Raw genomic sequence first — 25,122 nt, forward strand, 5'->3', positions numbered from 1 at the left:
GTCGAACGACGGCGACGGATCAGCCCATCAGAACACGTCGGACGAACCGGGCATAGACCGCTGCGGCAGGCGATCCGCAGACCCTCTCCGATCGGAGAGGGTCTGCGGGCCGGCTACGAAAAGCTCAGGCCTTCTTGGCCGCGGCCGCGGCCTTCATGTCCCGGCGGATCTCCTTCGGCAGCGAGAACAGCAGGTCCTCGTGGGCGGTGACGACCTCTTCGGTCTCGCCGTAGCCGCGCTCGGCCAGCCAGGCCAGCACGTCCTGCACCAGGATCTCCGGCACCGAGGCACCCGAGGTGACGCCGACCGTGGTGACGCCCTCCAGCCAGGCCTCGTCGATCTCGGCGGCGTAGTCGACCCGGTAGGAGGACTTCGCGCCGTACTCCAGCGCGACCTCGACCAGGCGCACCGAGTTCGAGGAGTTCTGCGAGCCCACCACGATCACCAGATCTGCCTGCGGGGCGATCTTCTTGACCGCGACCTGACGGTTCTGGGTGGCGTAGCAGATGTCGTCGCTCGGCGGGTTCTGCAGGGTCGGGAACTTCTCCCGCAGCCGGCGCACCGTCTCCATCGTCTCGTCGACCGACAGCGTGGTCTGGGAGATCCAGACCACCTTGTCCGGGTCGCGGACCACGACATTGTCCACGTCGTCGGGGCTGTTCACGATCTGGATGTGCTCGGGCGCCTCACCCGCGGTGCCCTCGACCTCCTCGTGACCGGTGTGGCCGATCAGCAGGATGTCGTAGTCGCTGCTGGCGAAGCGCACGGCTTCCTTGTGCACCTTGGTGACCAGCGGGCAGGTCGCGTCGATGGTCTTCAGTTGGCGGCGGTCGGCGGCGGCGACCACCGCGGGCGACACCCCGTGGGCCGAGAAGACGACGATGGCGCCCTCGGGCACGTCTTCGGTCTCGTTCACGAAGATCGCGCCGCGGGCCTCGAGCGAGGTGACCACGTGCCGGTTGTGCACGATCTCCTTGCGCACGTAGACCGGGGCGCCGTGCACCTCCAGCGCCTTCTCGACCGCCAGCACCGCCCGGTCGACCCCGGCGCAGTAGCCGCGCGGGGAGGCCAGCAGCACACGCTTGGTGCCCTCGCTGCCGACAGGGGAGGTGGGGGCCGTGGAGGCAGTGCTCGATGCGGTCACGTCGTCCATGGTAAGTGCGCTGGCCGGGGCCGATAGCGTGGGTGGGTGAGCAGTACGCCCCGGAAGATCCCGGCCACAGCGGGTGAGACGAGCGCCGAACAGCCCTGGCCCGTGCGGCTGCTGTCGGCCAAGCTCACCGACTACATCGCCCGGGCGCCGGGGGTCTGGGTCGAGGGGCAGGTGGTGCAGCTCACGCGCAGACCGGGGCAGAGCACCTGCTATCTCACCCTGCGCGATCCGGACGTGGACCTGTCGTTCAACGTGAGCACCCACGTGCGGGTGCTGGACGCGCTGCCCACCCCGTTGCAGGACGGCTCCCGGGTCGTCCTGCACGCCCGTGCCCAGCTGTTCCCGCGCCGCGGTTCGCTGAGCCTCTTCGCCGACCAGATCCGCCCGGTCGGAGTCGGTGAACTGCTGGCCCAGCTGGAGAACCTGCGCCGGGTACTGGCCGCCGAAGGACTGTTCGCGGCCGCCCGCAAGCGCCCCCTGCCGTTCCTGCCCACGGTGGTCGGGCTGGTCTGCGGGCGGGCCTCGGCGGCGGAGCGCGACGTGGTGGAGAACGCCCGGCGGCGCTGGCCGGCCGTGCGGTTCGAGATCCGGCCGGTGGCGGTGCAGGGGCCGAAGGCGGTGGAGGACGTGGTGGGTGCGTTGCGCTCGCTGGACGCCCTCGAAGAGGTGGACGTGATCGTCGTCGCCCGGGGTGGTGGCTCGGTCGAGGACCTGCTGCCGTTCAGCAACGAGGGCCTGCTGCGGGTGGTCTCGGCCTGCCGCACCCCGATCGTCAGCGCGATCGGGCACGAGGTGGACAAGCCGCTGCTCGACCTGGTGGCCGACTGGGCCGCCTCGACCCCGACCGACGCGGGCAAGCGGATCGTGCCCGACGTGGCGGCCGAACTGGAGGGCGTCGCCCAGCTGCGCCGCCGGGCCTCTCAGTCTTTGAGGACCAGGGTGGCCAGGGAGGTCGAGTCGGTGGCGGCTCTGCGGTCGCGGCCGGTGATGGCCGACCCGCACCGCCTGCTGAACGCCCAGTCCGACCTGGTCGCCGTTCAGCGGGAGCGGGCCGCGCGGGCCCTGGGCAACCGCCTCTCGCACGCCCGGCAGGACGTGGACCACCTGCGCCAACGGGTGCGCGCGTTGTCGCCGCTGGCCACCATGGAACGCGGGTACGCCGTGGTCCAGCGGGCCGACGGCCAGGTGGTGCGCTCGCCCGCCGAGGTGTCGGCCGGTGAGTCGTTGCGGCTGCGGGTGCACGCCGGCGAGATCGCGGCCCGGGTCACCGAGTAGGTGGCTGAGCAGAACGAACTATGGACGATTGTTGTCGGTGGGCGCGGATAGGCTCACAAAGGTGACCCCGCCTCGACAGAAGAAGACCGCGCCGGCCGACACCTCGGCAGACTCTGCCGAGCAGGCTGGTTCGCCGGGGGCGACTGCTGACTTCGAAGCGGACTCAGGAGCGGGCGCAGCGGATCCGGACGCGAGCGGGGCCGCGGCTGCCCCGGCTGCGGGGCCTGAAGCTGCGGGGGCTGGGGCGGCGGCTCAGCCTGATGCGGCCGAGCTTGAGGCGGTTGAGGCGGCTGATGCGGCAGCGGCCTTCAGGGCCGAGGCGGCTGCGCTCGACGCGGAGCTGGCGAAGCTCTCCTACGAAGAGGCGCGCGACGAACTGGTCGGGGTGGTGCGGCGGCTGGAGAGCGGCGCCGAGACCCTGGAAGGGTCGCTGGCCCTCTGGGAGCGCGGCGAGGCGCTGGCCCGGCGGTGCGAGACGTGGCTGGCGGGGGCCCAGGCGAAGCTGGACGCGCGACTGCCCGCCGACGGCTGACCCACCTCGGTCCGGAAGACCTCAGGCGGACCGCTTCTCCTCGTCCGACCGACTCTGAGCGGGCCCACCCTTTCCGCCGACGCCCAATGTCCCACCGCTCCTGGCCGACGCTGAACGCCCCCGCACCCTGCGTCGACACCAAGCGGGCCTCACCCTTTCCGCCGACGCCCAATGTCCCACCGCTCCTGCCCGACGCTGAACGCCCCCGCACCCTGCGTCGACACCAAGCGGGCCCCACCTTCCCACCGACGCCCCACGCCCCACTGCTGCCGGCCGACGCTGAGCCCCCGGTTCCGCATCGAGTTGAGCGGCCTAGCTTTCCTCGGCGAAGGCCGACGCCCCCAGCTCCCTCTGTCGACGGCGAACGGCCCCTACCTCGCCGCACCCGACGTCCAAAGAACCCATCTTTCCTGGCCGACGGCAAACCGCCTCTACGCCTGCCGGCCGACTTCCCTCCCCCAGCCGACTCGGTCCAGGGCTGGGTCAGGCCTGCGCCCAGCCCTCGATCTGCGTGCGGGTGGGCGGCTGGGCCCCGGCCTGGGTGCAGGTGTACGCGGCCACGCGCACGGCGTGGGTCAGCATCGGGGCCAGGTCGGCGGCGGGCTTGGTGCGCAGTTCGCCGATCGAGTCCGGGGTGAGCAGGCCGGCCTGGTCGAGGGCGTGCAGCAGCCCGGCCATCAGCGCGTCTCCCGCCCCCACGGTGTCGGCCACCTCGATCTTCGGCGCCGTCACCTCCACCAGCCCCGAGGCCAGCACCCCGACCGCGCCCCGGCCGCCCCGGGTCAGCACCACCAGGGCCGGGCCGCTGGCCCGCCAGGCCTCGATCACCTGCAGCGGGTCGGCCCCGGGCAGCAGCCACTCCAGGTCCTCGTCGCTGACCTTGACCACGTCGGAGGCCCGCACGATGCGCTCGATCCGCTCCAGCGCGGCCGCCCGCTCGCCCATCAGCGCGGGCCGGGCGTTGGGGTCGTAGGAGATCACCACCCGGCCGGCGTTCTCCTCGACCAGGCGCAGGACGTCCTCGCCACCGGGGCTCAGGGTGGCCGCGATCGAGCCGGTGTGCACCGCCCGGGCGTCGATGACACCGATGTCATCGGGTAGAGCCCACTGCAGGGCGAAGTCGTACGTGGCCACCCCCGCGGCGTCGAGAACGGCGGTGGCGGTGGAGGTGGGGCTGTCGGTGACCGAGCCCTCGGCCAGCTCCACCCCGGAGCTGCGCAGGTGCTGCACGATCTGGGCACCCCGGGCGTCGTCGCCGATCCGGGTGAGCAGACGAGTGCCCACGCCGAGGCGGGCCAGACCGAGCGCGACGTTGGCGGGGCTGCCGCCGGGATGCTCGACCGCCGGCCGTCCCGGCGCGGAGACGATGTCGACCAGGGCCTCACCGATGACCAATACCTCGTCCAACGCCGCCTCCTCGCGATGTCTTTCCAGGCTCCTTCGAGCCCGTCCCCCAGACTCTAGGGCCACCCGGTTACACAAATACCCGGTGGGGGCGCGACCATAGGGGCGTGACCGAGACGCCCAGCACCCCCGCCGGACCGGCTCCTCAGGTCGTCGGCTCGGCCGCGGCCCGTAGCGCCGAGCACCGCCGCAAGTCCCTCAGCACCCGCCCGAAAGACATGCTGCTCTCGATGGCCGTGATCGTCGGCATCGTGCTGGTGCTGCTGCTCCTGGTGCCCCGGCCGAACGAGGTGCCCACCCGCAGCATCGATCCGGCGTCCGCTGCCGTCGGTGCCCAGGCCGACCTCGGCTTCACCCCGGTGGTGCCCGAGCTGTCCGAGGGCTGGACCCCGCGCGCCGCCGGCCTGCAGCTGAAGGCGACCGACGACGTCACTGCCTGGCAGCTCACCTACACCACGCCGAGCGGCACCTACGCGGGCGTGCAGCAGGCCGAGAACCCCACCGAGGCCTGGGAGTCGCGGCAGGTCACCGACGGCAAGGAAGACGGCACCGAGAACGTCGGCGGCCTGGAGTGGGTGAACCGCAGCCGCACCGACCGGGGCACCACCAGCTGGGTGCACCGCGGCGACAACGGCATCACCACCATCGTCACCGGCACCGCCGACGAGACGCAGATGGCCCAGTTCGCCACCGCCGTGGCCGCCGAGCTGGACTGACCCTCAGCGGCTGAGGTCAGAACGGGCCGTCGACCGGCTGAGCCCGGCCCAGGTGTCCAGGTCGGCCCGCCGCCGGTCCAGCTCCGCCCCGATCGCCTCGACCGCGTCCGCCCCGAGCGCCAGCCGCAGCGAGGGCTCGGCCTCACCGAGGGCCGTGACGACGGCCGCCGCAGCCTGGTCCGGATCGCCCGGCTGCGAGCCGTTCATACCGTCGACCGCCTGCCGCACCGGCCCGACGGTCTCGTCGTAGAGCCCACTGTCCGGGCTGACCTGGGCCCGCGCCCCACCGAAGCTGGTCGCGAACGCCCCTGGTTCGACCACGAGCACGCGGATGCCGTGCGGCCGGACCTCGGCGGCCAGCGAGTCCGACAGTGCCTCCAGGGCGAACTTGGCCGAGCAGTACGCACTGAACCCGGGCGGTGAGACCTGCCCACCCATCGACGAGATCTGCACGATCGCGCCGCTGCGGCGGGCGCGCATCCCGGGCAGCACGGCCTGGACCAGGGCCACCGGCCCGAAGAACATCACGTCGAACAACTGCCGTAGGGCCTCGTCCTGCAGTTCCTCCACCGCTCCGACCGAGGCCAGCCCAGCATTGTTCACGAGTACGTCGATCCCGTCGAAGTGCTCGGTCGCGGTCTGCACGGCCGACTGGGCCTGCCGGGTGTCGGTCACATCGAGGGGCAAGGCCAGGACCCGGTCCGGATGGGCCTCGACCAACGACGCCAGAAGCTCGGGACGGCGGGCGGTGGCCACGACGTTGTCGCCCGCCTCCAGCGCGGCCCGGACGAGAGACTGCCCGAAGCCGGCGGTGGAGCCGGTGATGAACCAGGTTCGCGTCATGCCCGGGACCGTAAGCCGGTCTGCGGAGTGGGCGGAAACAGCAATTCCGGCGACCGGTACAGGCTTAGGCTGTGACGGGTGACGGCCTCCCTGCCCGACCTCCGCGTGTTGCGATCGTTCGCCGTGGTCGCCGAGGAGGGCAGCATCAGCCGGGCCGCGGTCCGGCTGCACCTTTCCCAGCAGTCGCTCTCCCAGCAGATCCGTAGCCTGGAGCGGGACGTGGGTGCCGAGGTCCTGCACCGGTCGAGCCAGGGCGTCACGCTCACCGCTGTCGGCGAGATCCTGCTGCGGGAAGGACTTCCGCTGCTCGGCGCCGGTGAACGACTGACGGCCACGGTCGGCCGCCGGGTCCGCGGAGAAGGGGTCGCACTCCGCGCGGGGTTTCTGTCTTCGCTGGCCAACGAGGTGATGCCGGCGGTGCTCACGCAGCACGCGACGCGCTGCCCGGAGGTAGAGCTCGGCACCGCTGATCTGCCGATCGCCGACTTGGTGGCGGGGCTACGAGAAGGGCGTTTGGACGTGGCGGTCGGACGGCCGCCCTTGGTGGACGACGTGGTCACTCACGTTCTCGGGTCAGAACCGGTGGTGATCGCCCTGCCCGCCGGGCACCGGCTCGCCGCCGCCCCCAGGCTCACGCTGGCTGACCTGGCCAACGAGAACTGGGTGCTGACGCCGCGCAGTTCCTGGGCTCCCTGGCACCGCAAGTACGACGCGGACTTCCGGGCCGCCGGGTACGAACCCCGGGTGGTCCAGCGCAGCACCTCCCCCCAGGGCCTGCTCGCCCTGGTCGCAGCCGGGGTGGGCATCACCCGGCTGGCCGCCTCGGCCCAGAGCCTGCGCAGCGGTGGGGTGCACTTCGTCGAACTGGACGGCGAACGCGCGGTGATCGCACTACTCACCCCGCCCGGCCCGCTCTCCCCCGCCGGGCAGCAGTTCCGGGCCACGGTCCGGGCCGCCCTGGAGGCCGAGCTCCCCGACTTCCGGGCCGCCTGAGGCGAGCCGCCGGCACTGCCGCCCACCAGCGTCCTCAAACCGGTCTTGTCTTCCGCCGCACACTCGAGTAGACAGTGTCTACGCGACCAGCCGCCGGGAGGCGACCCATGCTCTTCAGACTGATCCGGCTCGTCCTGACGCCGGCGGTGTGGCTCTTCGGGCGCCCGGTGGTGAAGGGGCGGGAGCACCTGCCCCGCACCGGCCCGGTCATCGTTGCCGGTAACCATCTTTCGTTCTCCGACTCACTCTTCCTGATCCTCGTGGTGCGTCGGCCGGTGGTGTTCCTGGCCAAGAACGAGTACTTCACCGGGCGCGGACCACTCGGGTGGCTGCAGCGGGGGTTCTTCGCCGCGGCCGGGCAGATCCCGGTCGACCGCAAGAACCCGGGCCGCGCCGCCGGTTCGTTGCAGCAGGCCGTGAGAATCCTTGAGCAGGGCAAGGTCTGGGGAATCTTTCCGGAAGGCACCCGCTCCCCCGACGGCCGCCTGCACCGGGGCAAGACCGGCGTGATCCGGGTTGCGCTGGCCACCGGCGCTCCCGTCGTGCCAGTGGTGCTGCGCGGAACCGACCGGGTCAATCCGCCGGGCACCACGATCTGGCGGCCGGGCCGGGTGCACATCACCTTCTGCCCGCCGCTCGACCTGAGCTCCTACCGCGAAAGGCCGCACAATCAGGCACTTTTTCGCGAGATCACCGATGAGCTGATGCAGATTCTGGCCCGGCACAGCGGGCAGGAGTACGTTGACGTCTACGCGGCGAAGGTGAAGAGCGACGGGCGGTAGGGAAATTTGACCTCGTTGGAGCAGCGGCTGGTCGAGGTCGGCGTAGAGGTTCTGGAGAGCGGTGGGCCGGAGCACCTGGGCCTGCGTGAGATCGCGCGTCGGGCAGGCGTTTCCCACGGGGCGCCGCGCCGCCACTTCCCCACCCATCGGCTGCTGCTGGTTGCCATCGCCCGGGCCGGGCTGGTCGATCTGACGGCCGAACTGTCGTCAGCGCTGCCTCCGGCCGGGCCGGCCGACGAACGTCTGATCGCGGTGGCGAACGCCTACGTCGGGTTCGCCGAGCGGCGGCCGGAGATGTTCCGCCTGATGTTCCGCCACGACATCCTGGCCGACCGGCAGACCTCACGCAGCGGAAGTTCGCTGCGCGAGATCTGGCTGCCGCTCCTGGCCGAGGTCGCCCAGGTGATCGAGACCGGCTTTCCGGCCGGGCCGGACGCCGGTGAGCGGGCCCTGCTGATCTGGAGCCACGTGCACGGCATCGCCACCCTGGCCACCGGGCTGACCCTCGAACCGGCCGGGTTCGAGGGCCGGGTCGCCACCCTGGTCGAGCGGGCCGTGCGGGCCCAGCTGACTAGCCCCTGACCTCCAGGCCCGGGCGGCGCTGGATGCTCATCGCCATCGGCTTGGTGACCTCGGCGAAGAAGTCGTTGCCCTTGTCGTCGACCACGACGAACGCCGGGAAGTCCTCCACCTCGATCTTCCAGACCGCCTCCATGCCCAGCTCGGCGTACTCCAGCACCTCGACCTTGCGGATGCAGTCCTGGGCCAGGCGGGCGGCCGGGCCACCGATCGAGCCGAGGTAGAACCCGCCGTGCGCGTTGCAGGCGTCGGTGACCGCCTTGGACCGATTGCCCTTGGCCAGCATCACCATCGAGCCACCGGCGGCCTGGAACTGCTCCACGTAGCTGTCCATCCGGCCGGCCGTGGTGGGCCCGAACGAACCGGACGCGTAGCCCTCCGGCGTCTTGGCCGGGCCGGCGTAGTAGACCGCGTGGTCGCGCAGGTACTGGGGCATCGCCTCACCCGCGTCGAGCCGTTCCTTGATCTTGGCGTGGGCGATGTCGCGGGCCACCACCAGCGGGCCGGTCAGCGAGAGCCGGGTCTTCACCGGGTACTTCGTGAGCTCGGCGCGGATCTCGGCCATCGGCCGGTTCAGGTCGATCCTGACCACGTCGTCGTCGAGGTGCTCGTCGGTGGTCTCCGGGAGGTACTGCGCCGGATCGGTCTCCAGCTGCTCCAGCCAGATGCCCTCGGCGTTGATCTTGCCCAGCACCTGGCGGTCGGCGCTGCAGCTCACCGCGACGGCCACGGGCAGCGAGGCACCGTGCCGGGGCAGGCGCACCACGCGCACGTCATGGCAGAAGTACTTGCCGCCGAACTGGGCGCCGATGCCGAACTGCCGGGTCAGCTCCAGCACCTGCAGTTCCAGGTCGAGGTCGCGGAAGCCGTGCCCGGTGGGCGAACCCGTGGTGGGCAGGTTGTCGAGGTACTTGGCGCTGGCGTACTTGGCCGTCTTCAGGGCGAACTCGGCGCTGGTGCCGCCGACCACGACGGCCAGGTGGTACGGCGGGCAGGCGGCGGTCCCCAGCGAGCGCAGCTTCTCGTCGAGGAACTTCACCATGCGCTCGGGGTTCAGCACCGCCTTGGTCTCCTGGTACAGGAACGACTTGTTGGCACTGCCCCCGCCCTTGGCCATGAACAGGAACTTGTAGGAGGTCTCGTGCCCGGCCTGGGTGTCGGCGTAGAGCTCGATCTGCGCGGGCAGGTTGGAGCCGGTGTTCTTCTCGTCCCACATGGTCAGCGGCGCCATCTGCGAGTAGCGCAGGTTCAGCCGGGTGTAGGCGTCGAAGATTCCCCGGCTCAGCGCCTCCTCGTCGGAGACCGACCCCGGCGCGGAGAGCACCTGCGTGCCCCGCTTGCCCATCACGATGGCGGTGCCGGTGTCCTGGCACATCGGCAGCACCCCGCCGGCCGCCACGTTGGCGTTGCGCAGCAGGTCCAGGGCCACGAACCGGTCGTTCGGGCTGGCCTCGGGGTCTTCCAGGATCCGGGCCAGCTGGGCCAGGTGCGCCGGGCGCAGGTAGTGCGCGATGTCGTGCATCGCGGTGTCGGCCAGCAGGGCCAGGGCCTGGGGCGACACCTCGAGGAAGGGGCGGCCGGCCGCCTCGATCGTGCGGACACCGTCGGTGCCCAGCAACCGGTAGGGCGTCTGGGTGTCCGGCGCGGTGGGGAGCAGATCGGAGTATGCGAACTCAGGGGCCATGACGAAATACTAGGCACCTGTCCGGTCAGGTTGTACGGCCCCGCGGGAGTTCGCCCGCACGGATTCAGACGGGGGCCGCGACCACGGTGATCACCCGGTCGATCTCCTCGATGATCGCCCTGGTCGGCGCCCCGGAGGAGGCGATCCGCCGGATCTCCAGGAGCTTGTTCAGCGTGGCCCGGTCGGCCTGGGCGAGCACCTCCTCGGCACGCTTCTCGGCCAGTTCCCGCTCGGCCTGCTCCCGGCTGACCTGGCCCCCGTTGAAGAGCATCTCCAGGGCGGCCATCAGCCGGGTCAGCACGCTGTGCACGGCGTCGGCGGCGAACCCGCCCAGCAGGGCGACCGCGGGCCGGGCCAGGCCGGACAGGGTGTCGTCACCGGCACCCAGCGGCACCAGTTCGGCGATCACCAGACCGGCCGCCATGCCGAGCAGGATGCGCTGCAGGAAGGTGTGGTCGAACTCGGGGTCGTAGCTGCCCCGGGCCACCTCGCGGCCGGCCCGGTAGAGCGCGGTCAGCCCGGCTCCGAGGGCGGCGGCGGTGAGCAGGAAGATCTCGCGCAGCAGGAGGGTGCCGAAGTCCGGCTCGCCCTCGCCCAGGCCGGTGCCCGCGCTCGCCTCGCGGGCCTGTGGCACGGCGGCCAGCAGCACGAACGCCACCAGGAAGGCCAGCGTGGCCGCCATCAGCCAGCGCACCAGCGGCACCGTACTTCCGGCCGGGCTGAGTCCTCCGGACAGACTGACGTTGCGGAACAGGCCCTTCCGGGGCCCGGGTACCGCGACCGGGCCGGCCTGGCGCGGGATGCGCCCGCCGACGACCTTGCCCGGGCGCCGGCCCTCGCGGTAGTTGTGCAGCAGCTCCAGGGTGGCCGGCCGCGCCGGGGCGACGATCCGGCTGAGCTCGCGATGGGCGCGCACCAGTGACTCGGTGGCCAGCATCCGGTCGGCGTCGGTGGGAGCGGCGTTCCAGCCGTCGGCCCCGACCACGCCTACCCCGGCCAGGTCGACCACGGTGTTGCGGTCCCTGACGGCCTCGAACATCCAGGCCTGGGGGGCCGGGGTGAGGCCCAGGTCGAGAACGTGGGCGAGCATCACCTCGACCTGCCGGCGCAGGCGCTCGACTTCCTGTCCCTTACCCGGCTCGATGCTGCTGAGCGCGGTCAGTGTTGTCTCCGGAACCACCACGTTCCCCTTTCACAGGCTCCTTATGTGACTGAACGTAAGGGATCGGTAGCGGATTGTTTCGCATCTTTGGGGTGGCAGGAGGAAAGTAGGGTGTTCGGTCCAGACCTGCCGCCCCCTGCTCTGCCCCTCCACAAAGGTCCCAGGCTGTCCCAACCGCACCGGCACTCACGGGAGTTGCTGATCCGGGCCACAAAACGGCGTTTCCCACCGCCCGCGTCACCGAGCGAGGGGACACCGCGAGCGTGTCGCAAACCGGCGTGTCGGCGTGTCGCGCACTGAACCGGCACTCACCCGGCAAGTCCGCTCGGACGTCCGGCCGGGAGGCCGGAACGCGCGGAAGCGTTGTAGCTCACCGTTGACCAGTGCTCGCCGAGCGGAAGAATCAGGGGACGATGTGCAGGCTCCGGCAAGGGAGCTCCGGAAGAGAACGACGAGGGTGAGCGCGAACATGGGTACTGACGGGATCGAGCTGGACGCCGCCGGGAGCCTGGCCGAACTTCTGGACGGCAACCGGCGGTTCGTGAACGGTGAGGTCGCACACCCCAACCAGGACGTGCACCGCCGGGCCGGGCTCACCGGGGGGCAGCGGCCGTTCGCCCTGATCTTCGGCTGCGCCGACTCCCGGGTGGCCGCCGAGATCATCTTCGACCGCGGGCTGGGCGACCTGTTCGTGGTGCGCACGGCCGGTCACGCGGTGGACAACGCCGTACTCGGCTCGATCGAGTTCGGCGTCGACGTGCTGGAGATCCCGCTGGTGATCGTGCTCGGCCACGACAGCTGCGGAGCGGTCAAGGCCACCATGGAGGCGCACGACAGCGGCCGGATGCCCTCGGGCTACCTGCGCAGCGTGGTCGAGATGCTCAGCTCCAGCGTGATCGGCGCCCGGCTGCAGGGGCACGGCGAGATCAACGAGATCGTCGCCGACCACTCGGTCCAGGTGGCCCAGGAACTGCCCGAGCGTTCCAGCGTGATCGGCCGCCGGGTGGCCGACGGCCGGCTGGCGATCGTGGCGATGGAGTACGCCCTGGCCGACGGTCAGGTGCGGGTGCTCAGCAGCACGATCGGGACCGCCCAGGATCCGCAGGTCGCCTGAACGACCGAGTTTCGTCACCCTGTGCGATCTTGTTAGCGTTGCGTAGTCAGATGCCAACGCTGACCGGGGAGCGCGGGATGACCGGAGAACGACCCACCGACGCCGGGCACGAGGCCGTGGGGCAGGCGCTGCTGGTCACCGTGGCCGGCGCCGGAGCGCTCACCGCGGCCTCGCTCGGCCTGATGGTGCTGGGCGGCCTGGAACGTCTGCTGGCCGTCTGGTCCGCCCTGACCTGAATCACCTCGACTGGAGTGGCCGAGCGGACGCCGCCGGGGTGAGGATCGGGTATGGCCAACGAAGACATGCGCGTCGAGCACGACACGATGGGCGAGGTCCTGGTTCCCGCGAAGGCCCTGTGGGGAGCCCAGACCCAGCGTGCCGTGGACAATTTCCCGATCAGCGGGATCCGGATCGACCCGGCGGTGATCGCCGCCCTGGCCCGGATCAAGGCCTCGGCGGCCCGGGTCAACGCCGGTCTCGGCGTGGTGGAGAAGGACGTGGCCGAGGCGGTGGTCGCGGCCGCCACCCGGATCGCCGAGGGCGAGCACGCCGGCGAGTTCCCGATCGACGTGTTCCAGACCGGTTCCGGCACCTCGACCAACATGAACGTGAACGAGGTCGTGGCCACCCTGGCGAGCCGGGAGCTGGGCCGCAAGGTCCACCCGAACGACCACGTCAACGCGTCGCAGTCGTCCAACGACACGGTCCCCACCGCGGTGCACGTGGCCGCCACCGGCGCCGTCGTGCACGACCTGCTGCCCGCTCTGGACCAGCTCGCGAGCTCGTTCGAGAACCTCGCCGAGCGAACGAAACACGTGGTCAAGGCCGGGCGTACGCACCTGATGGACGCCACCCCGGTCACCCTGGGCCAGGAGTTCGGCGGCCACGCGGCGCAGATCCGGCGGGGGGCCGAGCGGATCCAGGGCACGCTGGTGAGGGTGGCCGAGGTCCCGCTGGGCGGCACCGCGGTCGGCACCGGGATCAACACCCCGCCCGGGTTCGCCGCGGCTGTGATCGCGGATCTGGCCAGCAGCACCGGGCTTCCGATCACCGAGGCCCGGGACCACTTTGAGGCGCACGGTTCTCGCGATGGGCTGGTCGAACTGTCCGGCGCACTGCGGGGTCTGGCGGTCAGCCTGACCAAGATCTGCAACGACCTGCGCTGGATGTCGTCCGGTCCGAACGCCGGGCTGGGCGAGATCCACCTGCCCGACCTGCAGCCCGGTTCCTCGATCATGCCGGGCAAGGTGAACCCGGTGATCCCCGAGGCGGTGCTGCAGATCTGCGCCCAGGTGGTCGGGCACGACGCCACCCTGGCCTGGGCCGGGGCCAGCGGCAACTTCGAGCTGAACGTGATGGTGCCGGTGATCTCCCGGTCGCTGCTGGAGCAGATCCGGCTGCTCAGCAACGGTTCGGCGCTGCTGGCCACGCGGGTGGTGGACGGTATCGAGCCGGACGAGCGCCGGGCCCGGGAGCTGGCCGAGTCCTCCCCCTCGATCGTGACCCCGCTGGCCCGGCCGCTGGGCTACGAGGCGGCCGCCAAGATCGCCAAACACGCGGTGGCGGAACGGATCACGATCAAGGCTGCGGCTCTGGCGCTGGGCGTGGTGGAACGCGGCGAGCTCACCGAGGCACAGCTGGACGAGTTGCTCGACGTGAGCACGATGACCCACCCCTAGGTATCAGACGGGGGTGCTCACGGCTCTTCCTGCGGTGAGCACCCGAACGCCGAACGGCGCCCTCCGGGAGAGGGCGCCGTTCAGGTTGTTCAGATGCTCAGTACCAGCCCACGCTCTGACTGTGACCCCAGGCCGCGCAGGGGGTGCCGTAGCGGTCGGCGATGTAGTCGAGGCCCCAGCGGATCTGGGTGACCGGGTTGGTCTGCCAGTCGGAACCGGCCGAGGCCATCTTGCTGCCGGGCAGCGACTGCGGGATGCCGTAGGCGCCCGACGAGGGGTTGGTCGCCTGGTAGTTCCACTGGCTCTCCTTGGTCCACAGCGAGTCCAGGCAGGAGAACTCGGAGGAGGACCAGCCCCGGTCGGCGAGCATCACGCGGGCCGCGGACTTCGGGTCGCGCTGCGCGTTGCGCAGGGCCCGCTCGCGGCGCTCCTCGGCCTTCTTGATCCGGTCGGCCGCGGCCTTCGCCTGGGTGTACTGCGAGAGAGCGGCCTTCGCCTTGGCCGGCGAGGCCTCCTTGACCGCCTCGTTCTGCTCCTCGGCCTCGGCCGCGGCTTCGAGGGCGGCCTGCTCGGCGGCGGCCTGGTCGGCCGCCTCCTGCTGCTGGACCTTCTGCTCCGCGGGCGTCAGCTCGAAGGCTGCGGCGGCGGAGCTGCCGTTGCCCCCGTCGATCGGGGAGGCGTTACCGGCGAGCTGGGTGACCGCCACGCCCTCAGCGCCGACGACCAGCGCCATGACCAGCAGCCGGGCCGCGGTGGACTTGCCGCGGCCGAGGAAGCGCTTGGGCGCCTCGGGGGCGGGGGCGGATTTTCGGCGACCCGGGTCGACCTCGGGGGTGGTGCCGCTGAGGTCGAGACCCCACTCGCCCGGGTCGACCTCCTCGGCGGCCGGTGCCCGCAGCGGGATCGGCGCGGTGGGCGGCGACGGGATGAGGTCGGCCTCGGTGAGCTTGCGGCCGGCCGGCGTGCGATCGGGGATCGCGATCGGGATCAGCGGCGCCTGCTGCTCGGGCTTACGGAAGGCGCTCTCGGAGACCGGGCGCGGCACGGGCATGTCGATGCCGGCCGGGCGCCAGGGGTCGGTCTGCGGGATGGGCAGGACGGCGGGCGTGGGCGCCACCGCGACCGGGTAGCGCGCCTGGAGCGTGTTGCGGCGGGCGGCCTCGGCGCTGCGCAGCGCGCTGGCCGGGGCCGGCGGGCGCTGCTGGCGGGCGGCCGGGGCCCCCGAGGGGCGGCTGCCGCCGGACGGGCGGCTGCTCGACTGACGACGGGTGGCGGCGCGGGCCTCGGCCCGGCGCAGCTCCGATCGCTTGGGATACGTCTTGGTCTCGCCTCGGACCGAGGTGGGCACCCCTCCTGTGCTCAACCACAAGTCCGCGAGGTCGTCGTCCTTTTCAGACCCAACGGTTGCCGTCACGGCGACTACCGTGGCGAATCGGGACGGCAAGCACAAGTCTCCTGGTGAGGGTTAATAAAGGTTTGACGTCGATCAGACGTATCTGCCGACCGTGGGTGACTTGGTCCCACGGAGGGTGATTCCACCCGGGGCAAACGGAACCGGACCCTCCCACCACGGAAGGGTCCGGCTGCGGTTGGCGAAGAATTCGATCAGTACCAGTTGTGCGCGCGCGAGTGCGCCCAGGCACCGCACGGGCTGCCGTAGCGGTCCTCGATGTAGTCCAGCCCCCACTTGATCTGGGTGGCCGGGTTGGTGCGCCAGTCCTTGCCGGCCGCCGACATCTTGCTGCCGGGCAGGGCCTGCGGGATGCCGTAGGCGCTGGAGGAGGGGTTGTCGGCGGTGTGGCGCCAGCCGCTCTCCTTGTTCCACAGCTTGACCAGGCAGGTGAACTGGCCGGACTTCCAGCCCCGCTTCGCCACCATCTCCTTGGCGATCTGGCGGGAGTTGCCGGGGGTCTTGCGGGCCGCCTGCTTCAGCGCGGCCTGGTGGGCCTTCTTCGCGGCCTTCTTCTCGGCCGCGGCCTTCTCGGCCGCCTTCTTCTTGGCGGCGATGTCGGCCTTGCGCTGCTGGGCCGCCGTGTCGGCCGCCACCTGGGCCGCGGCGACCTGGCCGGCGGTCCGGAACTGGGTGGTGGTGTGCAGACCGGCCAGCGGGGAGGCCGCCAGGGAGGTGTTCAGGAGGGCGGGGTTGGCGACCGCCAGGCCGCCGCCCGAGCCGCCGCCGACCCCGCTGAGCGGGGTGTCGGTGAGGGCGGTGCTGGAGCTGGTGAGGGTGATCCGGCCGGAGAGGTCCAGATCGGCGCCGTTGAGGCCGGCGCTCGAGGAGTCGCTGGCCTCGGCGGAGGTGCGGGACTGCGGGGTGGTGGCGACGACCGTGCCGGAGACGGCTCCGAGGAGCATGACCACCGAGAGGGAGCGCAGGGCGCTGGGAACCACGAAGGGCCTTTCGACGGTGCACCCTGGGTCGCGGCGCATCTGGGTCACACCGCTCCGGGCCCGCCGGTACCCACGATCGGCACCGCACTGACACCACAGGGGCCCGCAGGATCCGGACGGACCCGGCTCGGAAGATGACCGTGAGGTGGCCACCAGATGAACCGGAGGGTCCGCCGTCACCCACAGGAGCGGGGTGCTGACGGATTCACCGTGCAAGCGCGACCGCCGAAAACTCAAACGAACTACAGGGCTGTAATCGCTCTCCGTATATTTTCGTGACAGTTCTATTACCCACGGTTGGCTTTGTGACGGTCCTCACGGACGACCGGGTGAAGTTCGCAAGATGTTGATCAACCCGTTCCGGCGCAAGGATTTCCGCGTTTTCCCGAGGATTTCGGAAGCAGATTCCGCTATCGGCGAAGAGCCCGGGCCGCTCGGATTGTCCGCGACCGGCGGTAGCCGAAAGCAACCAAACGCGCCGGAGCCCGGCGCCCGGGATCTGGTCCCGGGCGCCGGGCTCCGCGCTCGCCCTCTACCTCAGGGCACGAAGTTCTCCAGCAGCTCGGTGACCAGAGCGGCCACCGGCGACCGCTCGGAACGGGTCAGCGTGATGTGGGCGAACAGCGGGTGCCCCTTCAGCGCCTCGATCACCGCCGCCACCCCGTCGTGCCGGCCGACCCGGAGGTTGTCGCGCTGGGCCACGTCGTGGGTGAGCACCACCCGCGAGTTCTGCCCGATCCGGGACAGCACCGTGAGCAGCACGTTGCGCTCCAGCGACTGGGCCTCGTCGACGATCACGAAGGCGTCGTGCAGCGAGCGGCCGCGGATGTGGGTGAGCGGGAGCACCTCCAGCATGCCCCGGTCCATCACCTCCTCGACCACCTCGGGCGCGACCAGCGCGCCGAGGGTGTCGAACACCGCCTGGGCCCAGGGGTTCATCTTCTCGGCCTCGGTGCCCGGCAGGTAGCCCAGGTCCTGCCCGCCGACCGCGTAGAGCGGGCGGAACACCATGATCTTGCGGTGCTGACGGCGCTCCAGCACCGCCTCGAGCCCGGCGCACAGGGCCAGCGCGGACTTGCCGGTGCCGGCCCGCCCGCCCATCGACAGGATCCCGATCTCCGGGTCCAGCAGCAGGTCGATCGCGATCCGCTGCTCGGCCGAGCGGCCGTGCACGCCGAACACCTCACGGTCGCCGCGGACCAGCCTGACCTTCTTCTCCGGGGTGACCCGGCCCAGGGCCGAACCGTTCGGCGAGACGATCACCAGGCCGGTGTGGCAGGGCAGGTCGCGGGCCGCGTCCAGCTCCAGCGTCTCCCCCGCGTACAGGGCGCCCACCTCGGCCGCGTCCAGCTCCAGCTCGTCCAGGCCGGTCCAGCCCGAGTCGACCGCCAGCCCGGCCTGGTACTCCTCCGCGGCCAGCCCGATCGCCGAGGCCTTGATCCGCATCGGCAGGTCCTTGCTGACCAGCGTGACCGACTGCCCCTCGGAGGCCAGGCTGCGGGCGACGGCCAGGATGCGGCTGTCGTTGTCGGCGCCCCGGAAACCGTCGGGCAGGACCGCGAGGTCGGCGTGGTTGAGCTCGACCCGCAGGGTGCCCCCGTGCTCGCCGATCGGCAGCGGCGCGTCCAGCCGTCCGTTCCCGGTCCTCAGGTCGTCGAGCAGGCGCAGGGCCTCTCGCGCGAAGTAACCGAGCTCGGGGTGGTTGCGCTTGCCCTCCAGCTCGGTGATCACGACGACCGGCAGGACCACCTCGTGCTCGGCGAAACGGTGAATCGCCTTCGGGTCCGACAGCAGGACCGAGGTGTCGAGCACGAACGTCCGGCCACCCTGATCGGGCTCGGCGGCAGGCACGTCCGAAGAGGACCGGGTGAAACTCGCGGGCAATGCCACGGTGACTCCCCTCGCTGGAGGATGACGAGCGCCTAGCCAGGCAACGACGTATTACCTGACGGCAAGCGACGCTACGCGAGACACCACCGTCGCTATCCGGGGCACCTGTAGTCAACCCATTGCGCGTAAACGGATTCGCCGGAGGGGGTGACGAATTCGATCTGGACATCCGGCCCGGGATCGCCGAAGCCCGGCCCGGAGTCAGCGAATCCGGCCGTGTCCAGGGCGGAGGCCCGTCGGGCAACGGTATTCGCCTTATCACGGCCAGGTTACGCCCGGGAACGTTTCGGCCCTCTGCCGGATGAGCATCGTCGAATCCGGAAAGACCGAATAATGTCCGGTGAAGGGGTGCCGGAATTCGCCGGGAAGGGGGATGCTGGTTCTTCGGCGTGGCGCTCTTCGGGCGAAGGGCGACCACCGCACTGGAGACGGATGTGCGCGCCGCGCGCGCCACCCGTCCTTTGGTTGTTGTTCTCTTTCCCGCTACTTGCCGTAGCGCCTCTCGCGCTGGGCGTACTGCCGCAGCGCGCGCAGGAAGTCGACCTTGCGGAAGTCGGGCCACAGCGCCTCGCAGAACGAGAACTCGCTGTGCGCGCTCTGCCAGAGCAGGAAGCCGGACAGCCGCTGCTCGCCCGAGGTACGGATCACCAGGTCCGGATCAGGCTGGCCCTTGGTGTAGAGGTGCTCGGCGATGTGGTCCACGTCGAGGATCTCGGCGAGCTCCTCGATGGTGGTGCCGCGGGCGGCGTGGTCGGAGAGCATCGCGCGCACCGCGTCGGCGATCTCGCGGCGGCCGCCGTACCCGACGGCCACGTTCACCATCCGGGGGCAGCCCACCTCACGGGTCTGTTCCTCGAGCTCCTTGAGCCGGTTCGCGGTGCCCGAGGGCAGCAGGTCGAGCGCGCCGACCGGATGCACCTGCCAGCGCCCGGTGTCGGCGATCTCCCCGGCCACGCCCTCGATGATCTGCAGCAGCGCGGAGAGCTCACCGGTGGAGCGGCCGGTGAGGTTGTCGGTGGACAGCAGCCACAGCGTGACCACCTCCACGCCGACCTCGTCGCACCAGCCCAGGAACTCCAGGATCTTGGCCGCGCCGGCCCGGTGACCACGGCTGGCGTCCAGCCCGGAGTTCTTGGCCCAGCGCCGGTTCCCGTCGAGGATCACCCCGATGTGGCGCGGGACCGAGGCGGGCGACAGGCTTGCCGCGACGTTGCGCTGATAGGCGCGGTAGACCAGCCGGCGCAGTCCCATGCGCCTCACGGTAGCGCTGTCCGGAGGCCGGGATGTAGCGAAGTGCCCGTTCTTCAAGCACTCGGCGCATTCTCGAAACGCGATAGTGACATCTGGAGATGCACGCATGCGGTCAACCGTTCCGTCAAGGGTCCTGGACCCCCGAAATCCCGAGTGGTTCGCCCACCGCGCAGTGACAGGCTCCGCGGTTAGTCTCGTGAGATGACGGAGTACCAGGAAGCTGACCCCCGGGACGACCGTGGTTCACGTACGGGACGTGAGCTGATCGACTCCGGCAAGGAACACATCGAGGCCCGGATCGAGGCCGGGCGGGAGCGGATCGGCCGGATCGAGGAGTCGATCGAGCACCGCCTCGAGGAACTCAAACCGAAACTGCGCGGCTGGCTGCACGCCGGCACGTTCCCGCTCTCGGTGCTGCTCGGCGCGATCCTGGTGATCCTGGCGCCGGACGAGCGCACCCGGGTCTCCACCGCGATCTTCGCCGTCACCGCCTCGATGCTGTTCGGGGTGAGCGCGCTCTACCACCGCCGCAACTGGGGCCCCCGGGCCGGCGCGGTGCTGAAGCGGCTCGACCACGCCAACATCTTCCTGATCATCGCCGGCACCTACACCCCGTTCAGCGTGCTGCTGCTGCCCTCCGGCCCGGCCCAGACCCTGCTCTGGATCGTCTGGACCGGCGCTCTGCTGGGCGTCGCCTTCCGGGTGCTGTGGATCGGGGCCCCGCGCTGGCTGTACGTGCCGGTTTACATCGCCCTGGGCTGGGTGGCCCTGGCCTACGTGCCCGGCCTGCTGCACGGCGGCGGGCTGGCCGTCTTCGCCCTGGTCGTGGTGGGCGGCCTGCTGTACACGGTGGGCGGCGTGGTCTACGGCCTGAAGAAGCCGAACCCCAGCCCGCGCTGGTTCGGCTTTCACGAGGTCTTCCACGCCTTCACCGTGCTGGCCTTCCTGGCCCACTACACCGGCATCAGCCTGGCCGCCTACAGCTGATCGGCTCCGGGGCCGGCCTTGCGCACCTTCTCCACCTCGGCCATCGCCGAGCGCAGGTCGGCCAGCCAGGTGCTGGTGTTGTCGCCGACCAGGCGCACGCACCAGGCCAGCGCGTGCGCCCGGGACCGGGCCACCCCGGCGTCGACCAGGGTGTCCAGCACCAGCCGCTCGGGCTGACGCAGCCGGGTCATCACCGGCACCGCGAGACTGGTGAAGATCTCGGTCTCCCCGCCCGCGGTGACCGCCCAGGCCACCTTGCGGCCGAAGCGGTGCTCGGCCTCGCGGGCGACCTGGATGCGGCGGTCGCGGGTCTCCTCGCGGAACCGGGCGATGTGCCCGGCGATCGCCTCGGCCCGGGCGGCGGCCCCGGCGTCGTCGCCCTTCTCCGCCTCCCGCTCGCTGCCCGCCGGGGCGCCAATGGTCAGCCGCACGAGGATCTCCTCGCGGTCGGTGGTGACCTCGGCCGGGGGCTCGTTCCACTCCTGCGGCAGCCGCGCGCCGAACCAGGCCTTCACCGCGGCGTCCTGCCCTGCTCTCTGCTCATCGCTCATGCATCGATGATTACTCGCTTACACAGTCCGTGCAAGCGTGTAATCACGGCTTCGCCCAGGGCAGATCACTCCTGCTCGCTGCCCCGGCACGGCATCGATGTCAGACGGCGTTCGCCGAACGGGCAGACGCGCGCAATCAGAGCGCTACCCTGTGCTCATGACCACACAGCGCAGCGGCAAGGTCACAGATCTGAGCGTTGTGATCGATCCGGCCACGACCACCTGGGTGCCCGGACGGTCCCAGGAGGGCCTCGACGACCGGCTCGAGGTCGCCGTCCTCGAGCCCGGCAACCGCATCGCCGTCCGCGACGCGACCAACCCCGCCGGCCCGGCCCTGGTCTTCAGCAGCTCCGACTGGCAGGGGCTGCTCGGTGGCCGGCCCAGCCTGGTCGACCTGCGCTGAGCCGTTCCGGGTTCAGGGCTCGACGGTCAGCTGGTGTCCCAGTTCTTCCACGCTCGAGGCGGGCAGGCGGCAGACGAACTCCCGGCAGACGAAGGCCCGGGCCCGGCCCTGCGGGCTCAGGGTGCGGCCGGCCAGCAGCGGAACGCCGGGTGAGTCCGGCAGGCCGATGCTGATCACTGTGCCGGGGGTGGTGGCGGCCAGTGCGGCGTGGTGCAGTTCGGCCCGCAGAGGATCGTCCTCGGCGCCGACCACCGCGACCTCACGGGGGCCGTCGAGCCGGGCGACCGCGACCGCCAGCGCCCAGCCGAAGGCCTGCGGCGCGTGCCCGCCCACGGCCCCGCAGGCGGCCAGGCAACGGTCGGCGGCCTCGCGGGCGCGGTGCGAACCGGTCAGTGCGGCGTAGCTGAGCAGAGCTCCGGCCGCCGCGGAAGCGCCTGAGGGATAGGCGTTGTCGGTGGGATCGGCCGGGCGGCGCAGCTGCAGCAGGGCCGGGTCGGTGGAGTCCTTGGCGGTGTCGTGCACCCCGTCCTCGTCGATGAACTGCTGCATCACCACCTGGAGCAGATTTCCCGCGGTGGCCAGCCAGCGCACCTCACCGGTGACGCAGTGCAGGGCGAGCAGACCCTCGGCCAGGTCGGCGTAGTCCTCGAGCACCCCGACCGAGGCACCGTGCGCACCGTGCCGGCTGACCCGGTACAGCCGCGGCACCACCCCCGAGCCGTGAATGTGCACGCGCAGCACCAGACTCGCGATCCGTTCGGCCGCCTTCACCAGGTCGGGCCGCTCCAGCAGCGCGCCGGTCTCGGCCAGCGCCGCGATCGCCAGCCCGTTCCAGGCGGCGACCACCTTGTCGTCGCGACCCGGCTGAGGGCGGGCCTCGCGCACCGTCCGGAGCTTCTCCCGGATCCCCTGCCAGCGCGCCGCCGCGAACGGGTCGGCCCAGACGTCCTGGGCGAGCTGGGCGGTGGAGGCGCCCCGCTCGAAGGTGCCGGGGCGGCCGACGCGCATCAGCGCCGCGGCCCAGGCCCCGTCTTCCGGGCCGAGGTGGGTGAACAGGTCTTCCGGGGTCCAGACGTAGGTCCGCCCCTCCTCACCGTGCACCTCGCCGGTGGCCTCGTCCTCCACCGGGGTGTCGGCATCCAGCGACGAGGCCAGGCCGTGCTCGTCGGTGAGCAGAGCGGACAGCATCCAGTCGCAGGTCTCGAGCGCGATCCGCGCCCCCACCGGCTCACCGGTCAACCGCCACCAGTGCAGGTAGACGCGGGCCAGCTGGGCGTTGTCGTAGAGCATCTTCTCGAAGTGCGGCACCACCCAGGCCGCGTCCACGCTGTAACGCGCGAAGCCCCCGGCGATCTGGTCGTACATGCCGCTGCGGGCCATTGCTCGCAGGGTGCGCCCGGCCAGGTCGCGCGAGGCCCGGCCGCCGGAGGTCTCCGGTTGCGCTGCGGCGTAACGGATCAGGAACTCCAGCACCATCGAGGGTGGGAACTTGGGCGCACCACCGAACCCGCCGTGCTGCGGGTCCTCGGAGGAGACCAGTTTCTGCAGGGCGCTGGTGAGCGTGTCCCAGTTCGGCGGCTCGGCCCCGGCGCTGCGCGGCACGGCCTGGTCGGCGAGGGCGCGCGAGATCCGCCGCCCGGCGTCCTCGACCTCGCCCCGGCGTTGCCGCCAGGTGTTCGAGACCGCGGTCAGCAACTGCCGGAACGAGGGCGTGTTGCCCACCGGTCGGGGCGGGTAGTAGGTGCCGGCGTAGAAGGGGACGCCCTTGGGAGTGAGGAAGACGGTCATCGGCCAGCCGCCCTGGCCGGTGAGCGCCTGGGTGGCGGCCATGTAGGTGGCGTCCACGTCGGGGCGTTCCTCGCGATCCACCTTGACGTTGACGAACAACGTGTTCATCAGGTCGGCGACCTCGGGGTCCTCGAACGACTCGTGGGCCATCACGTGGCACCAGTGGCAGGCCGCGTAGCCGACGCTCAGCAGTACCGGGCTGTCCCGCCGGACCGCCTCCTCGAAGGCGGCCTCGCCCCACTGCCACCAGTCGACCGGGTTGTTCTTGTGCTGGAGCAAGTACGGACTGGTCGCGTACTCCAATCGGTTCGCCACGATGACAAGTTCTCACGTCACTGGCTGTAACGCCCCCGGACGCGCCCAGCACAGGACGAACGCCGCCGCCCGGGTCGGGTGAACGGCAATCAGGGGGCGATTCCTCCGGAAAGCGCCCTATATTGCTGGCAGGGGGACGGCAAATGGGGAGGGGACCATGAAACGTGCGTGGATGTTGGGTGCGGCAGTCGCTCTGGCGCTGGGCACCGCACTGACCGGCTGTTCGGATCAGCTGGGCGATCGGGGTGGGGACGAGGGCGCGCCGCCCGACAAGATCTCCGACGTGGACTACATCGAGGTCTACCGCAACGCGGACAACTTCCCCAACATCGCCCGGATCTGTATCCGCGGCATCGCTTTCGCTTCCACGTCGAGCGGCGTGCGGGGTGAGAGCGGTTATGCCGCACCGTCTCTGCTCCGCTTGCCCGAGTGGGATCAGACCTGTCCCGGGGCGGTAGCGCCTACGCCGACGGCGTCCCCGACGCCCACGGTCAGCCCGAGCTGAGAGAACTGCTTACGGACGTCGGTTAGGACGTCCGTCGTCGGCTCACCTCGGGGAGCAAACCGGTCTACGGACGCCCACCACCGACGTCCGTAGACCGGTTCGCCCCCGAAAACGAAACCCGCTTACGGACGCCCGCCACGAACGTCCATAGATCAGTTCACCCCAGGAACGAAACCCGTTTACGGACGCCCGCCACGGGCGTCCGTAGGTCGGTTCGTCTCAGATGACCGGCGGGCGACCGGCCTTGGTCATCCGCCAGACCGCGCGCCAGCCCATCCGCCGCCGCGGACCGCTCTCCTGGGTCAGGCCCTGCCAGTAGCCCTTGAGCATCTCCATCGCGTCGTCCTTCGCCCGCAGGCGCAGCGCCGAGATGGTGAACCAGACCGCCACGTAGACCACGCCGATCGGCATCGGCAGGTTGCGCCGGGCCAGCCAGACCCGGTTGCGGGCCGAGAACCGGTGGAACACGCTGTGCCGGGTGGGCGCGATCACCGGGTGGTTGACCACGATCTCGCCGTCGTAGCGCACCCGGTAGCCCGCGTCCCACACCCGCCAGGCCAGTTCGATGCCCTCGTGCGCGTAGAAGAACGGCGCCGGCCAGCCCTGGGTGGCAGTGAACACGTCACGCCGCAGCGCGACCCCGCCCTCCCAGACCGCGGCCACGTCGCTGCTGCGCGCGGGATCGCCCACCCGCAGCCGCGGCGTCCACCGGCGGGGGGCGGGCAGGCCCTCCGGGTCGGCGACCCGGGGCTGGATCAGACCCAGGCCGGGCTCGTCGGTGAACCGCTGGGCGAGCCGGGCCAGCACGTCGGACGTGGGCAGGAAGGCGTCGTCGTCGAGGAAGAAGAGGTACTCGCCCTCGACGTGGGGCACACCCGCGTTACGCCCGGCCGGGATGCCGAGGTTCTCCGGCAGAGCCACCCCGCGCACCCCCTCGGGCAGACCGGTGGGCTGCCAGCCGTTGCCGACCACCACCACGTCGGTGACCACTCCCCGCTGGGCCAGCACCGACACCACGGCGCGGTTCAGCGCCTCGGGCCGGCTGCCCTGGGTGAGCAGGACAACCCCGTAACGGGCGACCGGGAGCGGTTTCAGGGTGTGCGACGCGTCGTGACTGATCATCGC

Annotated in this window: 24 protein-coding genes; 12 read left to right on the forward strand and 12 right to left on the reverse strand. The window is 71.1% G+C overall.

Going from position 1 to position 25,122, the window contains the following annotated elements; translation table 11 throughout:
- Positions 1–124: 124 nt before the first annotated feature.
- A complete protein-coding gene (locus tag LWF15_RS05730; protein ID WP_269809599.1) occupies positions 125–1,153 on the reverse strand; it encodes a 4-hydroxy-3-methylbut-2-enyl diphosphate reductase in 1,029 nt (342 codons plus the stop codon).
- 36 nt (positions 1,154–1,189) lie between these two features.
- Here LWF15_RS05730 and xseA point away from each other — a divergent pair, with 36 nt between their 5' ends.
- Together xseA and LWF15_RS05740 are read left to right on the forward strand one after the other, a co-directional pair.
- Positions 1,190–2,428, forward strand: coding sequence for an exodeoxyribonuclease VII large subunit (gene xseA / locus LWF15_RS05735; RefSeq protein ID WP_232809308.1), 1,239 nt, complete (start codon positions 1,190–1,192; stop codon positions 2,426–2,428).
- A gap of 61 nt (positions 2,429–2,489) precedes the next feature.
- Entirely contained in the window at positions 2,490–2,960 is a 471-nt protein-coding gene (locus tag LWF15_RS05740; protein ID WP_232809309.1) for an exodeoxyribonuclease VII small subunit, read from the forward strand.
- Between the two features lie 483 nt (positions 2,961–3,443).
- On the opposite strand, the gene LWF15_RS05745 is transcribed toward LWF15_RS05740, so the two are convergent.
- On the reverse strand, positions 3,444–4,367 hold the full coding sequence (locus tag LWF15_RS05745) for a carbohydrate kinase family protein (RefSeq protein ID WP_232809310.1): 924 nt from the start codon (positions 4,365–4,367) through the stop codon (positions 3,444–3,446).
- A 104-nt stretch (positions 4,368–4,471) separates the two neighbouring features.
- On the opposite strand from LWF15_RS05745, the gene LWF15_RS05750 reads away from it, so the two are divergent.
- Positions 4,472–5,080: a DUF4245 domain-containing protein gene (locus tag LWF15_RS05750; protein WP_232809311.1), complete on the forward strand. Its 609-nt coding sequence runs from the start codon at positions 4,472–4,474 to the stop codon at positions 5,078–5,080.
- 3 nt (positions 5,081–5,083) lie between these two features.
- Here LWF15_RS05750 and LWF15_RS05755 read toward each other — a convergent pair whose 3' ends face one another.
- Positions 5,084–5,923: an oxidoreductase gene (locus LWF15_RS05755; protein ID WP_232809312.1), complete on the reverse strand. Its 840-nt coding sequence runs from the start codon at positions 5,921–5,923 to the stop codon at positions 5,084–5,086.
- Between the two features lie 78 nt (positions 5,924–6,001).
- On the opposite strand from LWF15_RS05755, the gene LWF15_RS05760 reads away from it, so the two are divergent.
- The 3 genes from LWF15_RS05760 to LWF15_RS05770 all read left to right on the forward strand — a co-directional run bounded on the left by LWF15_RS05760 (position 6,002) and on the right by LWF15_RS05770 (position 8,280).
- The gene (locus LWF15_RS05760; RefSeq protein ID WP_232809313.1) at positions 6,002–6,916 is read left to right on the forward strand and encodes a LysR family transcriptional regulator; all 915 of its coding nucleotides are present in this window, start codon (positions 6,002–6,004) and stop codon (positions 6,914–6,916) included.
- 107 nt (positions 6,917–7,023) lie between these two features.
- On the forward strand, positions 7,024–7,698 hold the full coding sequence (locus LWF15_RS05765) for a lysophospholipid acyltransferase family protein (RefSeq protein WP_232809314.1): 675 nt from the start codon (positions 7,024–7,026) through the stop codon (positions 7,696–7,698).
- 15 nt (positions 7,699–7,713) lie between these two features.
- Entirely contained in the window at positions 7,714–8,280 is a 567-nt protein-coding gene (locus LWF15_RS05770; RefSeq protein ID WP_232809315.1) for a TetR/AcrR family transcriptional regulator, read from the forward strand.
- On the opposite strand, the gene LWF15_RS05775 is transcribed toward LWF15_RS05770, so the two are convergent.
- Together LWF15_RS05775 and LWF15_RS05780 are read right to left on the reverse strand one after the other, a co-directional pair.
- Positions 8,270–9,961, reverse strand: coding sequence for a fumarate hydratase (locus LWF15_RS05775; RefSeq protein WP_232809316.1), 1,692 nt, complete (start codon positions 9,959–9,961; stop codon positions 8,270–8,272). The two genes, LWF15_RS05770 and LWF15_RS05775, sit on opposite strands and share 11 nt — an antisense overlap.
- A 64-nt stretch (positions 9,962–10,025) precedes the next feature.
- Complete coding sequence (locus LWF15_RS05780; RefSeq protein ID WP_232809317.1) at positions 10,026–11,141, reverse strand: hypothetical protein; 1,116 nt, start codon at positions 11,139–11,141, stop codon at positions 10,026–10,028.
- 439 nt (positions 11,142–11,580) lie between these two features.
- On the opposite strand from LWF15_RS05780, the gene LWF15_RS05785 reads away from it, so the two are divergent.
- From LWF15_RS05785 to LWF15_RS05795, 3 genes are read left to right on the forward strand one after another with little or no spacing between them, the layout of a single operon-like run.
- Complete coding sequence (locus LWF15_RS05785; RefSeq protein ID WP_232809318.1) at positions 11,581–12,237, forward strand: carbonic anhydrase; 657 nt, start codon at positions 11,581–11,583, stop codon at positions 12,235–12,237.
- Between the two features lie 50 nt (positions 12,238–12,287).
- A complete protein-coding gene (locus LWF15_RS05790; RefSeq protein ID WP_232809319.1) occupies positions 12,288–12,473 on the forward strand; it encodes a hypothetical protein in 186 nt (61 codons plus the stop codon).
- 51 nt (positions 12,474–12,524) lie between these two features.
- Entirely contained in the window at positions 12,525–13,916 is a 1,392-nt protein-coding gene (locus tag LWF15_RS05795) for a class II fumarate hydratase (RefSeq protein WP_232809320.1), read from the forward strand.
- 97 nt (positions 13,917–14,013) lie between these two features.
- On the opposite strand, the gene LWF15_RS05800 is transcribed toward LWF15_RS05795, so the two are convergent.
- The 4 genes from LWF15_RS05800 to LWF15_RS05815 form a co-directional block, all read right to left on the reverse strand.
- A complete protein-coding gene (locus tag LWF15_RS05800) occupies positions 14,014–15,264 on the reverse strand; it encodes an aggregation-promoting factor C-terminal-like domain-containing protein (RefSeq protein WP_232809321.1) in 1,251 nt (416 codons plus the stop codon).
- 257 nt (positions 15,265–15,521) lie between these two features.
- Positions 15,522–16,346, reverse strand: coding sequence for an aggregation-promoting factor C-terminal-like domain-containing protein (locus LWF15_RS05805; RefSeq protein ID WP_232809322.1), 825 nt, complete (start codon positions 16,344–16,346; stop codon positions 15,522–15,524).
- A gap of 498 nt (positions 16,347–16,844) precedes the next feature.
- The gene (locus LWF15_RS05810; protein WP_352396496.1) at positions 16,845–18,158 is read right to left on the reverse strand and encodes a PhoH family protein; all 1,314 of its coding nucleotides are present in this window, start codon (positions 18,156–18,158) and stop codon (positions 16,845–16,847) included.
- 522 nt (positions 18,159–18,680) lie between these two features.
- Complete coding sequence (locus LWF15_RS05815) at positions 18,681–19,448, reverse strand: isoprenyl transferase (protein ID WP_232809324.1); 768 nt, start codon at positions 19,446–19,448, stop codon at positions 18,681–18,683.
- Positions 19,449–19,649: 201 nt separating this feature from the next.
- Between LWF15_RS05815 and trhA the strand changes: the two genes are divergently transcribed.
- Complete coding sequence (gene trhA / locus LWF15_RS05820) at positions 19,650–20,435, forward strand: PAQR family membrane homeostasis protein TrhA (RefSeq protein ID WP_232809325.1); 786 nt, start codon at positions 19,650–19,652, stop codon at positions 20,433–20,435.
- Here the strand turns inward: trhA and LWF15_RS05825 are convergent.
- On the reverse strand, positions 20,426–20,986 hold the full coding sequence (locus LWF15_RS05825) for a hypothetical protein (protein WP_232809326.1): 561 nt from the start codon (positions 20,984–20,986) through the stop codon (positions 20,426–20,428). The genes trhA and LWF15_RS05825 overlap by 10 nt on opposite strands.
- Before the next feature lie 157 nt (positions 20,987–21,143).
- On the opposite strand from LWF15_RS05825, the gene LWF15_RS05830 reads away from it, so the two are divergent.
- Positions 21,144–21,389: a DUF397 domain-containing protein gene (locus LWF15_RS05830; RefSeq protein ID WP_232809327.1), complete on the forward strand. Its 246-nt coding sequence runs from the start codon at positions 21,144–21,146 to the stop codon at positions 21,387–21,389.
- A gap of 12 nt (positions 21,390–21,401) precedes the next feature.
- On the opposite strand, the gene LWF15_RS05835 is transcribed toward LWF15_RS05830, so the two are convergent.
- The gene (locus tag LWF15_RS05835) at positions 21,402–23,492 is read right to left on the reverse strand and encodes a thioredoxin domain-containing protein (protein ID WP_232809328.1); all 2,091 of its coding nucleotides are present in this window, start codon (positions 23,490–23,492) and stop codon (positions 21,402–21,404) included.
- A 157-nt stretch (positions 23,493–23,649) separates the two neighbouring features.
- On the opposite strand from LWF15_RS05835, the gene LWF15_RS05840 reads away from it, so the two are divergent.
- Positions 23,650–23,997, forward strand: coding sequence for a hypothetical protein (locus LWF15_RS05840; RefSeq protein WP_232809329.1), 348 nt, complete (start codon positions 23,650–23,652; stop codon positions 23,995–23,997).
- Between the two features lie 219 nt (positions 23,998–24,216).
- Here the strand turns inward: LWF15_RS05840 and LWF15_RS05845 are convergent, their stop codons facing one another.
- Positions 24,217–25,119 carry a glycosyltransferase family 2 protein gene (locus LWF15_RS05845; protein WP_232809330.1) on the reverse strand — a complete coding sequence of 301 codons (903 nt, stop codon included), beginning with the start codon at positions 25,117–25,119 and terminating at the stop codon, positions 24,217–24,219.
- Positions 25,120–25,122: the final 3 nt, after the last annotated feature.

Origin of the sequence: Kineosporia rhizophila, from assembly GCF_021277265.1 — a bacterium.
Lineage (GTDB): Bacteria > Actinomycetota > Actinomycetes > Actinomycetales > Kineosporiaceae > Kineosporia > Kineosporia rhizophila.

What these genes read in the sequence shown, in the direction of transcription:
- LWF15_RS05730 (WP_269809599.1), bottom strand. Translation starts at nt 1,153, where the DNA reads ATGGACGACGTGACCGCATCGAGCACTGCCTCCACGGCCCCCACCTCC.
- LWF15_RS05755 (WP_232809312.1), bottom strand. Translation starts at nt 5,923, where the DNA reads ATGACGCGAACCTGGTTCATCACCGGCTCCACCGCCGGCTTCGGGCAG.
- LWF15_RS05765 (WP_232809314.1), top strand. Translation starts at nt 7,024, where the DNA reads ATGCTCTTCAGACTGATCCGGCTCGTCCTGACGCCGGCGGTGTGGCTC.
- LWF15_RS05775 (WP_232809316.1), bottom strand. Translation starts at nt 9,961, where the DNA reads ATGGCCCCTGAGTTCGCATACTCCGATCTGCTCCCCACCGCGCCGGAC.
- LWF15_RS05790 (WP_232809319.1), top strand. Translation starts at nt 12,288, where the DNA reads ATGCCAACGCTGACCGGGGAGCGCGGGATGACCGGAGAACGACCCACC.
- LWF15_RS05795 (WP_232809320.1), top strand. Translation starts at nt 12,525, where the DNA reads ATGGCCAACGAAGACATGCGCGTCGAGCACGACACGATGGGCGAGGTC.
- LWF15_RS05805 (WP_232809322.1), bottom strand. Translation starts at nt 16,346, where the DNA reads ATGCGCCGCGACCCAGGGTGCACCGTCGAAAGGCCCTTCGTGGTTCCC.
- LWF15_RS05815 (WP_232809324.1), bottom strand. Translation starts at nt 19,448, where the DNA reads ATGGGACTGCGCCGGCTGGTCTACCGCGCCTATCAGCGCAACGTCGCG.
- trhA (WP_232809325.1), top strand. Translation starts at nt 19,650, where the DNA reads ATGACGGAGTACCAGGAAGCTGACCCCCGGGACGACCGTGGTTCACGT.
- LWF15_RS05825 (WP_232809326.1), bottom strand. Translation starts at nt 20,986, where the DNA reads ATGAGCGATGAGCAGAGAGCAGGGCAGGACGCCGCGGTGAAGGCCTGG.
- LWF15_RS05830 (WP_232809327.1), top strand. Translation starts at nt 21,144, where the DNA reads ATGACCACACAGCGCAGCGGCAAGGTCACAGATCTGAGCGTTGTGATC.
- LWF15_RS05840 (WP_232809329.1), top strand. Translation starts at nt 23,650, where the DNA reads ATGAAACGTGCGTGGATGTTGGGTGCGGCAGTCGCTCTGGCGCTGGGC.
- LWF15_RS05845 (WP_232809330.1), bottom strand. Translation starts at nt 25,119, where the DNA reads ATGATCAGTCACGACGCGTCGCACACCCTGAAACCGCTCCCGGTCGCC.